This is a genomic window from Bradyrhizobium sp. HKCCYLRH2060, from assembly GCF_051168135.1.
Lineage (GTDB): Bacteria > Pseudomonadota > Alphaproteobacteria > Rhizobiales > Xanthobacteraceae > Bradyrhizobium.
The window spans coordinates 149,339-161,976 of record NZ_JBNPUK010000007.1 but is presented as its reverse complement, the minus strand read 5'-3'; the positions used below and the strand labels follow the sequence as shown (position 1 = coordinate 161,976).

Below are 12,638 nucleotides of genomic sequence, written 5' to 3'. Positions count from 1 at the left end.
TTAGTGGATCAGCATGCCGCCATTGACGTCGATGACCGCGCCCGTGACATAGGCGGAGAGGTCCGACGCCAGAAAGGTGTAGATGCCGGCGACGTCGTCGGCGGTGCCGAGCCGGTTGAGCGGAATGCCCTCGAGGATCTTGGCCTTCATCTCGTCGGTCAGCTTGCCGGCCGTGATGTCGGTGCCGATCAAGCCCGGCGTGACGCAGTTGACGCGAATGCCGTCGATGCCGAATTCGCGCGCCATCGCCTTGGCGAGACCGAGAACGCCGGCCTTGGCCGCGGAATAATGCGGCCCGCCGAAGATGCCGCCGCCGCGCTGCGCCGAAACCGACGACATGCAGGCGATAGAGCCCTGCTTGCGCGCGCGCATGTGGGGGATCACCGCTTGCGACAGGAACAGCACGCCCTTGAGATTGACGTCCTGGATGCGATCCCAGTCGTTGGGCGTGATGTCGAGCAGCTTGACCGGCTGGGTGATGCCGGCGTTGTTGATGAGGATGTCGATGACGCCGAATGTGGCGATGACTTGCGCGACGGCGTCGTTGCAGGAGTTGTTGTCGGCGACGTTGCAGCCGATCCCGAGATGCTGGTGGCCGAGCGTGGCCGCCGCGTCGGCGGCCGCCGCCGCATCGAGGTCGAGGATGGCGACGCGCGCCCCTTCGGCGGCGAACCGTCGCGCAGTGGCCAGCCCAATACCGCGCCTGGAAGCTGCGCCCGAGATGATCGCCGTCTTGCCGCTGAGCAGCATCCTTGGTCCTCCCAAAGTGTCGTTGTGTTGGGCTTGACCATGGCGGGCCTGACCGGCGGGGACAAACGCGCAGTTGTCACGGATAGATGAATCTGGTTCACTCATCCGATGCTATCCAACGTCCCGATTTCGTCAATCAAAGCGTTTGAGGCCGCTGCACGGACTGGCTCGTTTCGCGATGCAGCGAATGAGCTTCACCTGACCCCGAGCGCAGTCAGCCACGCCATCCGCAAGCTGGAGACGACCCTGCGCACGGTGCTGTTCGAGCGCACCGCCCGCTCGGTGCGGCTGACACCTGCCGGCGAGAACCTGATGCGCCATGCCGGCGCCGCCTTCGACCAGTTGCGCCGCGGCCTGGAGGAGGTCGCCGCGCGCGGTCCCCAATTGGTCCGCGTCCATTCGGCGCCGAGCTTCGCTGCGCAGTGGCTGACGCCGCGATTGGCGCGATTTCTCGCCGCCCACCCCAAGCTCGAGGTGCGGCTTGCGGCGAACACCGACTATGCGCGATTCAAGAACGACGATTTCGACATCGATATCGTCTATGGCCAGCCGCATGCGGAAGGTGTCGAAATCGTTCCGCTGGCCGAGGAAACGGTGACGCCGCTCTGCTCGCCGGCACTGGCGGCCACGATCAAGCGGCCTGCCGACCTGCTGGAACGAACGCTGATCCGCTCCGATGTCAAGCAGATCCAGTGGCATCAATGGTTCGCCGCCAACGGTCTCGAGCCTCCCGCTCTTCATGGCATGCGCTTCGACCGCAGCTTCCTGGCGCTTGCGACCGCGACCGAAGGTCTCGGCGTTGCCCTTGAATCCACCCTGCTGGCCGAGCGTGAGCTGGCATCCGGCCGGCTGGTGGCGCCGCTAGCCGGCCGCGCGACCGACGTCCGCTACGTCGGCCATCGCCTGGTATTTCCCCGCAATGCTCACCAACGCACGGCTGTCCGCGCCTTTGCCGACTGGATCACATCCGAGCTCAGTCCGGAACGCGGAGGGCGACGATCGTTCGATTGATCTCGCGCCGTCCCTGCTTTCTTTCGACCGAGCTCGCTGATTGGGGCTCTCGGAACGCATTGCGTCCCGAGGCTGAAACGCTCACCTTGAGGCAGGCCAAGCAGCCCAGGTTGATCTTTCAGATCATTACTCGGCCGTCGTTTGATCAACTGTTCGGGCAGCGTGTCCTGCGCGGCCAATGGGGGGATACGTCTTTACCGCGGACATCGCGTCGGAGGCAGAGATCAAGGTCTCTTCGCCCGAGGTGGACCTTCCCTCCCCCGCCCCGACCACCGTGCTCGACGTCGCCGCCGCCTCCGCCGCTGAGGCGACGACCGGGCCGGCGAGATCGTCATGGTTGTCGGGGCGGTGCTCGAGACCTATTGCCGCTTCCCTCAGCGCAACCAATCATTTCGTCGAAAGCCTGGTCATCTGCGCCAGAACGCTGAGTCTCGATCCATGGGACGGCCTCGCGCTGTATCTGGTCGGCCTCGGGCAGCTCCATCTCGGCCGCTTCGAGGATGCGCTGGCGACCTTCCAGCAGGCCGACCGCTATGACACGCCGGCGGTCTCACGCTGGACATGGCTCCTGGGCGTCGGGTGGGCGCACATGATGATGGATCGCGCGGAGGAAGCCCTGCCGTGGCTGCGGCGCTCGATCGCCATCACGGCCGCGTCCGGGCGTCCCTATATGCTGCTGGCGGCCGCCTATCAGAGGGCCGGACAGATCGATGAAGCGAGAGCCGCGATCCAGAAGGGACTGAAGCTGCGGCCCGGCACGACCGCGCTCAACGTTGCGCCGCCGATGAAGAACACCAGTCCGGTGTATCGCGAGGCCGCGGCCAGGATCGTTCAGCTCATGGTCGACGCGGGCCTGCCGGCCCAATAGGGCGACCAGCCCGATCCACGATCCGCACGCGTGGCAGTCTCACCAAAAATCATTGCCCCTGGAATCGTTCAGACGACGCTAGTGCTCCCGCGGCCTCTGTCAAACCACCGTCACGAAACACGAACACAAGGAAACGATCTCGACCTTGGCGGCCCGTGCCGCCGAGCTTGATCCAGCGCTCGGACCAGTACTCCGCACGGCGCGCTGCATCCGAAGACCGATCACGGGAATTGCAGGTACCAAACCTTGACCGAGGCACGCCACGCAGACCCGCGCGACAATGATCTGGTCGCGGAGAAGCAAGGCGCCAGGTCATCCGGCGTCGATCTCGTCGCCCGCCAGAGCACGGCCCGGCTGGGGGCGCTGAAGCTGCTGATTGCGGCATCCGGCCTCGCCGGGCTCGGCTATGAGATCGTCTGGACGCGCCAGCTCGCCCTCGCCCTGGGCACGGAGATGATGGCCGTGCTCGGCGCCATCGCCGGATTTTTTGCTGGGCTCGCGGTGGGCGCCTTCGTCCTCGATGGCCGGATCCGCCGCGTCGCCAATCCGCACCGGCTCTATGCCGTCCTCGAAGCGGTCATCGGCCTGTGGGGGCTATGTGCGATCTGGTTGCTTCCGGCGAGCGCGCGCGCCCTGGCGCCGCTGCTCGGCACGGCTCCCTCCCCCCTCCTGTTGTGGAGCGCGAGCTTCCTGCTGCCGACGCTGGTGCTGTTGCCGGCCACGGTGGCAATGGGCGGCACGCTGACCGCGCTGGAACGCATGACGTCCGCAGCGCACGGCACGCGGTCCGTCAGCGCCGGCGTCTATGGCGCGAACACCGCCGGCGCCGTCGCCGGCACGCTGCTGTCCACCTTCGTGCTGATCCCCGCGCTTGGATTGTCGACGACGCTGCTTTGCCTGGCAGCCGTCAACGCGGCCTGCGCGCTCGCAGCGCTTCGCCTCGGCCGAGCCGTGCAGGCCGACGCTCGCGCGCGTGACGATAGCAGGCATGCTGTCACCGGCCTCCGCCTGACGGCAACTCTGTTCGTCACCGGCCTGCTCGGCATCGCGTTCGAAGTGCTGGTCGTGCGCCTGGCCGCGCAGATGATGCAGGACACGGTCTATAGCTTCGCCTGTCTGCTGGCGGCCTATCTGCTGGGCACCGCGATCGGCGGCATGATCTGGCAGCGTTTGGGGCCCACGGTTGCACGCGGCAGAACCGTTCTGATCAGCCTCACCGCACTCGTTGGCCTCGGCACGGCGATCATGACGCCCTTGCTTGGCGGCTTCGCCGATAGCGCGGCGAGCCTCGGCGTCGCCGGCGAGCTCGGCATCGCGCTGGCGCTGCTGCTACTGCCCGCGATGGCGATGGGTGCCTTGTTCGGCCAGCTCATGCAGGAGGTCCGTGACGGCCGGGGATCGGTCGGCTGGGCCGTCGGCATCAACAGCGTCGGCGCAGCCATTGCACCGCTGGCCGCAGCACAGCTGCTGATTCCCGCTTTCGGTATCTGGAGGGCATTGATCCTCGTTGCCGTCGGATATCTGCTGTTGCTGCAGCCGCAACGCGTCGTGCTGCGGTGGGCCGCGGCGCCCGCTCTGCTTGCGCTCGCGCTGTTGTGCCTTCCCGCCCCCCTGCTCATCAAGGTCCCGCCGGGCGGCAAGCTTCTCGCCGTGCGCGAGGGATCGATGGCGACGGCAAGCGTCGTCGACGACGCCTCGGGGGCACGCTATCTCGAAGTGAACGGCCACTTCCGCATGGGCGGTACCAGCTCTGTGCGGTCCGATTTCCGCCAGGCCATGCTGCCGCTGCTCTTGCATCCGGCGCCGCGCAGCGCGCTCTTCCTCGGTGTCGGCACCGGCGCGACCGTGCTCGGCGCAGCGCAGATGCCGGATCTCGACGTGCGCGCGGTCGAACTCTCCTCCGAGGTCGTCGCGCTGCTGTCCTGGTTCGACAACCCCGCGGCCGAGAAGGAAAGACCGCCGATCGCCGTTGCCGACGCCCGGCGCTTCATCGTCGCCGACGACGGACGCTACGACGTGATCGTGGCCGACCTGTTCCACCCGGCGCTGGATGGCAGCGGCGCGCTGTACACGGTCGAACATTTCGCGGCCGTCAAGCGGAGGCTGGCGGCCGAGGGCGTGTTCTGCCAGTGGCTGCCGCTCTATCAGCTCGATGCACCGTCGCTGCGGGCGATCATCAGAAGCTTTCTCGCGGTCTTCCCACACGGGTCAGCCTGGCTGAACCATTACAGCGTGCGCACGCCGATGCTGGCCCTGATCGGATCGGCGGCCCCGGACCCGATCGATCCCGAGCTCCTCGCCGCACGGTTTTCCGACCGGAAGCTTCACCCGATCATTCAACCGCTCGGCTTCGATCAGCCGATCGACCTTCTCGGCCAGTATGTCGCCGGCGCGAAAGCACTCGCGAGCTTCGCCGGTCCGGGACCGCACAACACCGACGATTTCCCGTTCGTCACGTTCGACGCGCGCAGCAACGTCCACGCTCTCTCCGCGGCCCCATGGCAGTTGCTGCTGACGGTCCTCAATCAGACAAAGACGGACGCGGGCGAACTGCTGGGCGACTCGAAGCGTGGAAGCTGGGAGCAGCGGCTCGGCGCTTATTGGCAGGCTCGCAACCGATTCATCCAGGCCGGCGCGGCGCTGACCGGCGAACCGCGCGGACCGGCGCTCATTGCAGCCGCCGCGCCCGGCCTCCTGGATTCCATTCGCGCCAGCGCCGAGTTCGAGCCGGCCTATGCGCCGCTGATGAGCATGGTGAAAGCGCTGCTCGGATCGGATCGCGCGGCTGCAGAACGCCTGCTTCGGGCGATCGATGCCGCCGCGCCGTCGCGACACGAGGCGCGCGACCTGCGGTCGCGCGAGTTCGAACAATAGCGCGTCAGGACGCGAAGCTGACGCGGTAGCCCCAGCAATCCAGATGATCAGGAATCGCGTTGAAGGCGATCGTGATGCGCTGGTCGCCCTGATTGCGCGGCACCTCATGGTAGAGATAGCTCGGGAACAGCACGAGATCGCCGGGCTCCGCCTCGGGCAGCACATATTTGCCGGCATTGAACGGGCCGACGGCGGCACTGCGGGTATGGTGGCGGAACGAGAAGTCGCTGCCGCCCGGCGGCCGCACGAACACGGTGCGGCTACCAGGATGCGACGGCGTCAGATAGAAGATGCCGGAGATGAAGCTGTTGGCGTGGGCGTGCAGGGTCTGGTTGCCGCCGGTCTCCAGCATGTTCGTCCACATCTCCTTGACCGTCCAGCGCAGCTTCTCGCCGAACAGCAGCTCGCCGAAATCGACCAGCTTGGGCACGGCGAGCTCGGCGATGGTCTGAAACAGGTTGTTGGCGCGGGGATCGGCGACCTCGGTGTGAAACAACTGTCCGGACCGCAGATTGTTCTCGATCTTCGAATTGCGTATCGCTGCTACCGCCGCGTCCTTGAGCTCGGCGCTCAAGAGCCCAGGCGAACGCAACAACGGTATTGGAAAAAGAGCTTCGATCTGGTCCATGTCTCAAGGCCTTGCATGCGCCGCAACAGGACCGACAAATTGCCGACTTGCATGACAGCCGGATGACGAGAGGCGAGACGCGGTGCGCGCCCGTCAGCGCGTCGGCATTTCGTCGGCACGAAGAATATTGAGCCGCTCGCCGGGCCTCAGGCTGTGGGGCCGGTCGCGTACTTCCAGCACGGCCCGCTCGGCCTTCTCGACGCAGTCATCGAACTCGCCATTGCCGGCCTCGACCAGCGCCTGCTGAATGTCCCGCTCGGCGAAATAGCGCGACACGTCGTCCGCCGGCAAGGTCGCCGCCTGTGCGCGTGCCTCGGCCACCGCGGCATCGCATGCCTCCTGCGTCGGTTCCTCGTCATGCGCCGACGCGACCGCGTTCGCGAGGGCAAGGACGGCAAAACTCACGGCGGACAAGCGAGACATCATCTCGACGAACCCCAGGTCAAACAGGCTTCAAAGACGAAGCGCCGGTTCGCAAACCGGCGCTCGGAGTGAGCAGGATCCGACGGGACGATATCGTCCCGCCGGATTGGTGCCGATCGATCAGTCGCGGTTGAACGCCCAGCGACCCCAGTGGCCCCAGTGCCCCCAGTGGTCCCAGTCGTGCCAGTGGTGATGCTCGTGAGCCAGCTTGCGGGCCAGTTCCTGATTCTTTTCGACCAGCAGCTTGGGCGTGCCGTAGGTTCGGACGAAGATCGGGTTGCCATAGAACCAGACGTTCGACCAGGCCTGCACGTCGTTCGTGACCTTCTTGACGCCATTGACCGTTCCGAGGTGCGACGGGCACGCCGCATCGGTGCAGCTGACGTTGGCGTTGTTGAGATCGAGCAGCGGGTTACCGGCACTGTCGGAGACGTTCGGAGTCGCCGGCGGGATGTTGGTGCCGCGGGCGCGGATGTAGAACGGCGTCTGGCCGGCGATGAAGGTGGTCGTGAAGCTGAGGCGGGTCGAACCGTCGCGCAGCTTGCGGCTCCGCATCTTGGTCGCCTGGATCTGCTTCGCGATCTTGGCCGACGGGCTGTAGACGATGGCCGCACCATCGACACCCTTGGCATTGGCTACCGCATAGCCCGGGGCACCCGGCGCGATCGGACCGGTGATGTCGCCGGTGATCAGATCGACGTGGTCGAGCGAGGGCTTGTTCAACGGCTGCTTGATGCCGACCGGCAGCAGCAGCGGATTGTTGAAGCTGTACGGGCTGTTGTTGGACGCCGGAACGGTCATCTCCATCTCGAGCGTGACCTTCTCGCCGGGACGCACGACCAGCGTCTCGCCCATCGTCTTCCAGTCGTAGTCCCATTCACCCTTCGCACGAAACTCCATGTCGGAGTCGATGATGTCGGCGTTGACCGAATAGGAGTTGCCCGAGCGCATGCCGTCGATGATGGACTGCTGGGAGAAGCGCCGCTCGTTCGGCACGTACAGCCTGGTGTACTCGCCGGGGATGAAGTCCGCCGTCGTACCCGGATCGCGCGCGCCATAGACGCCGCGGCTGTGCCAGTCCGAACTCTGGAACAGGAAGAAGTTGCGGCCTTCGCCGAGCAGACCGTCCCAGAGCCCGCCAACCTTGGCGGTGTAGACGCCCTGCATGCCGTAGGTGCCGCCGCCGACCGCGCCCGAGCCATAGGAGCCCGAGCCGCCGTTCACGCCGCCCTCGGCCATGTGACCCGGGGCTTCGATACCGAACGCGACCGTCGGGCCGGCATTGTTGAAGTCACGGAAGTGCTCGATGTTGTAGCCGGCCGAGCCGTTCGGGTTGAACGGTCCCTGCCGCTCGGTATGGGTCGGCACCGCGTAGGATTGCAGCGGATGGTTCGCCTGCAGCCAGGCGATGCCGGCAACGGCCTTCTGGTGACCGGCCGTGCCGGAATTGTTGACATTGTCCTTGCCGGCCCAGACCGGGTTGTTGCTGGCATCGACCGGACCGATCGAGTCAGTGTCCCCGCGGTCGAAACGATATTCGAACTCGGCCATCTTGTCGGCATTGCCGTAGCCACGCGGGTTCTGGCCGGCGATCACGGCGACGTCGCCATGCTCGTGACCGGGCAGGATCCACTCGAGGCCTTCGACCAGCACCTTGTTGTAGGTCGCGGTGCGATTGACGATGGTCGGATACTCGACTTCCTTGATCGACTGCCAGCGCCACATCTTGGCGTTGGTGTCGGTGCCGTTCGGCGTGCCCTTCAGGCTGGTGATCGTGATGCCGTCGATGGTCTTGCCGAGCGTCTGGCTCCAATACGTCGTGGTGTTGTCGCCCGGGATGTTGGCGCTCGCATCGCTGAAGCGGCAATCGCGGTTGCCCGAACCGCCGTGGTTTCCCAGGGTGAACCAGTCGAGGTCGAAATTATTGCCGCCAGCAGCCGCGGTGCCCTTGCCGACCGAGCGATCGATCGCATAGCCGGCTGCGACCGAGCCGTCGGTGCAGGTGTTGTGGTTGTGCATGTCGCCCGCGACATACGGATTGTTCTTGCTCGTTTCCCCCCAACGCTCCCCGGCGTTGGCGCTTTGTGACAGAGCCAGCGAGACCGAGGCCGCTGTCAGCAGGATTTTCTTGGTAGATGGAACCATTATCGTCGCCCCTAAAGAATTCGATCGATCTCCAAACCGAGATGACAACGCGACCGATGCGCCGTCGTCATTCGCGGCGCGACCAAACCAAAACTCGGAGACAGTTTGTTGAAGGATTTATTTTTGCTGGTGCCATCTCCACGGCCATCGCGATCCGCAATCGTTGCGAAATTTTTGTGACACTGACGTTTGCCCGGTGACAACGGCAACTGTGCCGTTGCATATACGCGCCGCGCAACGAGCGCAGCCCGAGTTGTAAAGAACGTATGTCAGCCCCTGCCATGTCGAATGCGGCGCAGACCTTTGAGAGCGCCTCTGCACGCTCCAATCAGCAAGATGGCAACAGCTCTTCCCCAGCGCGAATATCATTCGTGACCGCCCTGCGTGGGCTCGGCAGGGAGCCGCTCCTGCACTTCCTTGTTCTGGGCGGACTGATCTTCGCGGCCGACGCCATCATCCATCCGCCAGCGAAGGACGAGAAGGTCATCACCGTGACCAAGGCGCTGCGCCAGTCCTTCATCGACACGTTCGACGAGGACAAGCAGCGCACCCCGAGCGAGGCCGAGCTGCAGAAGATGGTCGAGGCCTGGGTCGCCAGCGAAATCCTCTATCGGGAAGGCAAGACGCTCGGCGTCGACCGCGGTGACGAGATGATCCGCGACCGTGTCGCGTTCAAGCTGCAATATCTGATCTTCGATCAGGTGCGCGTGCCGCAGCCAAGCGACGAGCAGTTGCGCGCCTGGTTCGCCGACAATCATGCGCGGTTCGACGAGCCCGAGCGTGTCAGCTTCTTCATGACGCCACCCAGCGACGAACCGACGGCGCGGCGCTATCTGGACGACATTCGCGAGCAGCGCGAATCGGAGGAGCTGCGCGATCAGACGCGCGCGGTTCTCGACCGGCCGGTGCCGAGCCTGGCCGCCGGCTTCGGCGACGGCTTCAGCGAAGGCCTGCTCAAGGCGCCCCTCCAGGAATGGATCCTGCTGCAGTCGAAAGACGGGTGGCACGTGGTTCGTCTCGACGCCCGGACGCCGGGCGCGCCTGCGAAACTCGAGGACATCCGCGCCGAGGCAGCCAAGATCTGGCACACTGAAGAGACACGGAAACGGGCCTGGGAGGCGGTGAGCCGGCTCAAGGCCAACTACACGATCAGGTACGAGCCGTGACCGGCGCGCGCGCCCTGATCGCCATCGTGCTCGCGCTCGCAGCGCTGCTGCCTGGGCGGCCGGCGGCTGCGCATCAGGCGACGATCGCCGTGCTCGAATTTCGCGAGATGCGGCCCGGCGCGTATATCGGGCGATGGACGACCTTGCCGAAGGATGGCGTCAACCGCATCGAGCTCAAGATGCCGCCGCATTGCTACCTGCGCCTGCCGGAACTCAATTGCGGCGACAAGGGCCTCGTCGGACAGATGACGATCGGCAATCTCGGCGAGGACATGTCGGCTGCCATCATCCGCGTGACGTCGCTCGCTGGAGAGACGCGCAGCTACACGATCTCAGCGGCCAATCCGGTCGTGACGGTGCTGGGCACCGATGCGCCGACGCTCGAGACCTGGCTCGAGCTTGCCAAGACCTACGTCAACCTCGGCATCGACCACATCCTGCTCGGCGCCGATCACCTGCTGTTCGTGCTCGGGCTGATCTGGATCGTCCAGGGCGGCTGGCGCCTGCTCAAGACGATCACGGCCTTCACGATCGGCCACAGCGCCTCGCTGGCTGCAACGGCGTTCGGCTTGATCGGCGTTCCCGAAGGCCCGCTCAACGCCTGCATCGCGCTCAGCATCGTGTTCGTCGGCGTCGAGATCATCAAGCAGCAGCGCGGCGAGATCGGGCTGACCGCCCGCTACGCCTGGGCCGTCGCCTTCAGCTTCGGTCTCGTCCACGGCATCGGCTTCGCCAGCGCGCTCGCGAGCCTCGGCCTGGAGCGGCGAATCCTGCCCGCGGCGCTGCTCTTCTTCAATGTCGGCGTCGAAGTCGGGCAGATCCTGTTCGTGCTGCTGGTGCTGGCACTGATCTGGGCGCATCGCCGGCTCGGCGCGGCGCTGCCGCGCTGGGGCGCCGAGCTGCCGGCCTATGCGATCGGCTCGGTCTCGATGTTCTGGTTCCTGGGCCGCCTGGTGCGGGTTCTGGCGGCCGCATGATGATGAATGGGACGAACATGATCGCGCGCAAACTCCTGCACGCCGTGTTGGGTGCGGCTTTGCTCTCGCTGCTGACTGCGAATCCTGGCTTTGCCCATGAGCAGACCGGCGTCGGCGGCGGCCTCGCCAGTGGTCTGCTGCATCCCTTGACCGGGCTGGATCATCTGGTCGCAATGGTCGCAGTCGGCATCTGGGGCGCGCAGCTCGGCGGCGCGGCGATCTGGATCCTGCCGGTCGTCTTCCCGTTGGTGATGGCGTTCGGAGCCGTCCTGGGAATCCTCAAGATCGGTCTGCCCGTCCCGGAGCTCATCATCGCGCTGTCAGCGCTGGTCCTTGGCCTCGCTGTCGCCCTGCGCGTCCGTGTCCCGTTCGCGATTGCGGCTATCATTGTTGCGATCTTCGCCATCTTTCATGGCCACGCGCACGGCATCGAGCTCCCGACGGCGGCGAATCCCCTGGCCTATGGCTGCGGCTTCGTGGTCGCGACCGGTCTTCTCCACGCCTGCGGCATCACCATCGGCGCGCTCGCGCGCTGGCCCGGCGGCGAGCGTATCATCCAGGGCGTCGGCGCAGCCATCGCCGCGCTCGGCGGCTACTTCCTGATCGCGAGCCTCGGAGTCGCGGCATGAGGACGTACCACCGGACCGCCCTGCTCGCATCCGTGCTGCTGCTGGCGCAAGCGCAGCTCGCCGATGCGCATATCGTATCGGCCCGGCTCGGTGACTTCTACGCCGGCGCCCTGCATCCGCTGCTCACCCTGCAAGACGTCGTGGTCTGGGCCGCGCTGGGATTGCTGGCCGGCTCGCTCGGTGCGGCGAGCGGACGCTGGCTGGTCGTGGTGTTTCCGCTCGGCCTGTGCGCGGGGCTGGCGCTCGCCGCCGGGTCGGGGCTCGCCCCGGCTTCCCCGCTCGTCGACGCCGCGACCATTCTCATTCTCGGGCTGCTGCTGGCCGCGGCCTTGCGCATTCCCGTGACATTGCTGAGCGCGATCGCATTCATGCTCGGGCTGATGCGCGGCGCAGCGAATGCCGGCGAGCTCGTGCCGCAGACCGACCGTCTCCTGTACGCCGCCGGGCTCGCCAGTGCAGGCTATGTCGCCATCACCCTCGTGATGGCGCTCGCGCTCACCTTCCGGCGTCCCGAAACCGAGCCGGTATCGAGCTGGCGCGGAATCGCCGTGCGCGCGGTCGGTGGCTGGGTCGCCGCGATCGGCCTGATGATGGCGGGACTATCGCTCGCGTCCTGAGCAGGCCTATGCTCGGGTGATCCGACACCGCCAATCCCCACCTCGCGTGACCGACGCCATCAATATCGCAGCCATTGCCGTGCTGCTCCTGACCTGCGCCGGCCTGATCTGGACGGATCTGCGCAGCGGGCTGCTGCCCGACTGGATGAATGCGCTGGTCGCCGCCAGCGGCTTCGCAAGACTGGCGACGCTCGTCGACCTGCCCGAGGCGCTGTGGAATTGCGCCGCAGCCCTCGCGATCGGCTTGGCGCTGCTGCTGCTGCGGCTGCTCTACGCAATGGCCCGCGGCCGCCAGGGACTGGGCCTCGGCGACGTCAAGTTTCTGATGGCTGCAACGCTTTGGGCCGGCCTGCCAAATCTGCCGATCCTGCTGCTCATCGCCACGACGACGGCACTCGCTGCGGCGCTCGCTCTCTTCGTCATGGGACGACGGCTGACGGGCCAGACGGCGCTGCCGTTCGGCCCGTTCCTCGTCCTCGGCCTGCTGGCCGTACTCGCCCTGCAGGCCACCGGCCGCGAATTGCTCGTGACCTTCTGATTGCCGTAAGCC

General features: G+C 66.1%; 12 protein-coding genes. 8 read left to right on the top strand and 4 right to left on the bottom strand.

Annotated elements, in window-relative coordinates:
- On the bottom strand, positions 1–750 hold the full coding sequence (locus ACQR10_RS16265) for an SDR family NAD(P)-dependent oxidoreductase (protein WP_315802997.1): 750 nt from the start codon (positions 748–750) through the stop codon (positions 1–3).
- A 108-nt stretch (positions 751–858) separates the two neighbouring features.
- Between ACQR10_RS16265 and ACQR10_RS16260 the strand changes: the two genes are divergently transcribed.
- The 3 genes from ACQR10_RS16260 (at position 859) to ACQR10_RS16250 (ending at position 5,503) form a co-directional block, all read left to right on the top strand.
- Entirely contained in the window at positions 859–1,761 is a 903-nt protein-coding gene (locus ACQR10_RS16260; RefSeq protein ID WP_316216200.1) for a LysR substrate-binding domain-containing protein, read from the top strand.
- A gap of 178 nt (positions 1,762–1,939) precedes the next feature.
- Positions 1,940–2,629 carry a tetratricopeptide repeat protein gene (locus ACQR10_RS16255; protein WP_434838958.1) on the top strand — a complete coding sequence of 230 codons (690 nt, stop codon included), beginning with the start codon at positions 1,940–1,942 and terminating at the stop codon, positions 2,627–2,629.
- A gap of 453 nt (positions 2,630–3,082) precedes the next feature.
- Entirely contained in the window at positions 3,083–5,503 is a 2,421-nt protein-coding gene (locus tag ACQR10_RS16250) for a spermidine synthase (RefSeq protein ID WP_410051414.1), read from the top strand.
- Positions 5,504–5,507: 4 nt separating this feature from the next.
- On the opposite strand, the gene ACQR10_RS16245 is transcribed toward ACQR10_RS16250, so the two are convergent.
- The 3 genes from ACQR10_RS16245 to ACQR10_RS16235 all read right to left on the bottom strand — a co-directional run bounded on the left by ACQR10_RS16245 (position 5,508) and on the right by ACQR10_RS16235 (position 8,699).
- The gene (locus tag ACQR10_RS16245) at positions 5,508–6,131 is read right to left on the bottom strand and encodes a 2OG-Fe(II) oxygenase family protein (protein ID WP_316216197.1); all 624 of its coding nucleotides are present in this window, start codon (positions 6,129–6,131) and stop codon (positions 5,508–5,510) included.
- Between the two features lie 93 nt (positions 6,132–6,224).
- Positions 6,225–6,554, bottom strand: a complete 330-nt coding sequence (locus ACQR10_RS16240) for a hypothetical protein (RefSeq protein ID WP_316216406.1) — start codon at positions 6,552–6,554, stop codon at positions 6,225–6,227.
- 120 nt (positions 6,555–6,674) lie between these two features.
- Positions 6,675–8,699 (bottom strand): hypothetical protein, encoded by a 2,025-nt coding sequence (locus ACQR10_RS16235; protein ID WP_316216196.1) that lies wholly within the window; start codon positions 8,697–8,699, stop codon positions 6,675–6,677.
- Positions 8,700–8,980: 281 nt separating this feature from the next.
- On the opposite strand from ACQR10_RS16235, the gene ACQR10_RS16230 reads away from it, so the two are divergent.
- Genes ACQR10_RS16230 through ACQR10_RS16210 form a run of 5 tightly spaced genes read left to right on the top strand, consistent with a single transcriptional unit; the run spans position 8,981 to position 12,626 of the window.
- The gene (locus tag ACQR10_RS16230) at positions 8,981–9,865 is read left to right on the top strand and encodes a peptidylprolyl isomerase (RefSeq protein WP_315803165.1); all 885 of its coding nucleotides are present in this window, start codon (positions 8,981–8,983) and stop codon (positions 9,863–9,865) included.
- On the top strand, positions 9,862–10,842 hold the full coding sequence (locus tag ACQR10_RS16225; protein WP_316216195.1) for a HupE/UreJ family protein: 981 nt from the start codon (positions 9,862–9,864) through the stop codon (positions 10,840–10,842). The genes ACQR10_RS16230 and ACQR10_RS16225 overlap by 4 nt, the downstream gene beginning before the upstream one ends.
- A gap of 17 nt (positions 10,843–10,859) precedes the next feature.
- Positions 10,860–11,471 carry a HupE/UreJ family protein gene (locus ACQR10_RS16220; protein WP_315802989.1) on the top strand — a complete coding sequence of 204 codons (612 nt, stop codon included), beginning with the start codon at positions 10,860–10,862 and terminating at the stop codon, positions 11,469–11,471.
- Complete coding sequence (locus tag ACQR10_RS16215) at positions 11,468–12,088, top strand: HupE/UreJ family protein (RefSeq protein WP_316180613.1); 621 nt, start codon at positions 11,468–11,470, stop codon at positions 12,086–12,088. Before ACQR10_RS16220 ends, ACQR10_RS16215 begins: the two co-directional genes overlap by 4 nt.
- Positions 12,089–12,134: 46 nt before the next feature.
- Positions 12,135–12,626 (top strand): prepilin peptidase, encoded by a 492-nt coding sequence (locus tag ACQR10_RS16210; protein WP_315802987.1) that lies wholly within the window; start codon positions 12,135–12,137, stop codon positions 12,624–12,626.
- Positions 12,627–12,638 lie beyond the last annotated feature (12 nt).

Excerpts from the sequence above, each read along its gene's own strand:
- ACQR10_RS16265 (WP_315802997.1), bottom strand. The coding sequence starts at position 750 with ATGCTGCTCAGCGGCAAGACGGCGATCATCTCGGGCGCAGCTTCCAGG.
- ACQR10_RS16260 (WP_316216200.1), top strand. The coding sequence starts at position 859 with ATGCTATCCAACGTCCCGATTTCGTCAATCAAAGCGTTTGAGGCCGCT.
- ACQR10_RS16255 (WP_434838958.1), top strand. The coding sequence starts at position 1,940 with ATGGGGGGATACGTCTTTACCGCGGACATCGCGTCGGAGGCAGAGATC.
- ACQR10_RS16250 (WP_410051414.1), top strand. The coding sequence starts at position 3,083 with ATGATGGCCGTGCTCGGCGCCATCGCCGGATTTTTTGCTGGGCTCGCG.
- ACQR10_RS16245 (WP_316216197.1), bottom strand. The coding sequence starts at position 6,131 with ATGGACCAGATCGAAGCTCTTTTTCCAATACCGTTGTTGCGTTCGCCT.
- ACQR10_RS16240 (WP_316216406.1), bottom strand. The coding sequence starts at position 6,554 with ATGTCTCGCTTGTCCGCCGTGAGTTTTGCCGTCCTTGCCCTCGCGAAC.
- ACQR10_RS16235 (WP_316216196.1), bottom strand. The coding sequence starts at position 8,699 with ATGGTTCCATCTACCAAGAAAATCCTGCTGACAGCGGCCTCGGTCTCG.
- ACQR10_RS16230 (WP_315803165.1), top strand. The coding sequence starts at position 8,981 with ATGTCGAATGCGGCGCAGACCTTTGAGAGCGCCTCTGCACGCTCCAAT.
- ACQR10_RS16220 (WP_315802989.1), top strand. The coding sequence starts at position 10,860 with ATGATCGCGCGCAAACTCCTGCACGCCGTGTTGGGTGCGGCTTTGCTC.
- ACQR10_RS16215 (WP_316180613.1), top strand. The coding sequence starts at position 11,468 with ATGAGGACGTACCACCGGACCGCCCTGCTCGCATCCGTGCTGCTGCTG.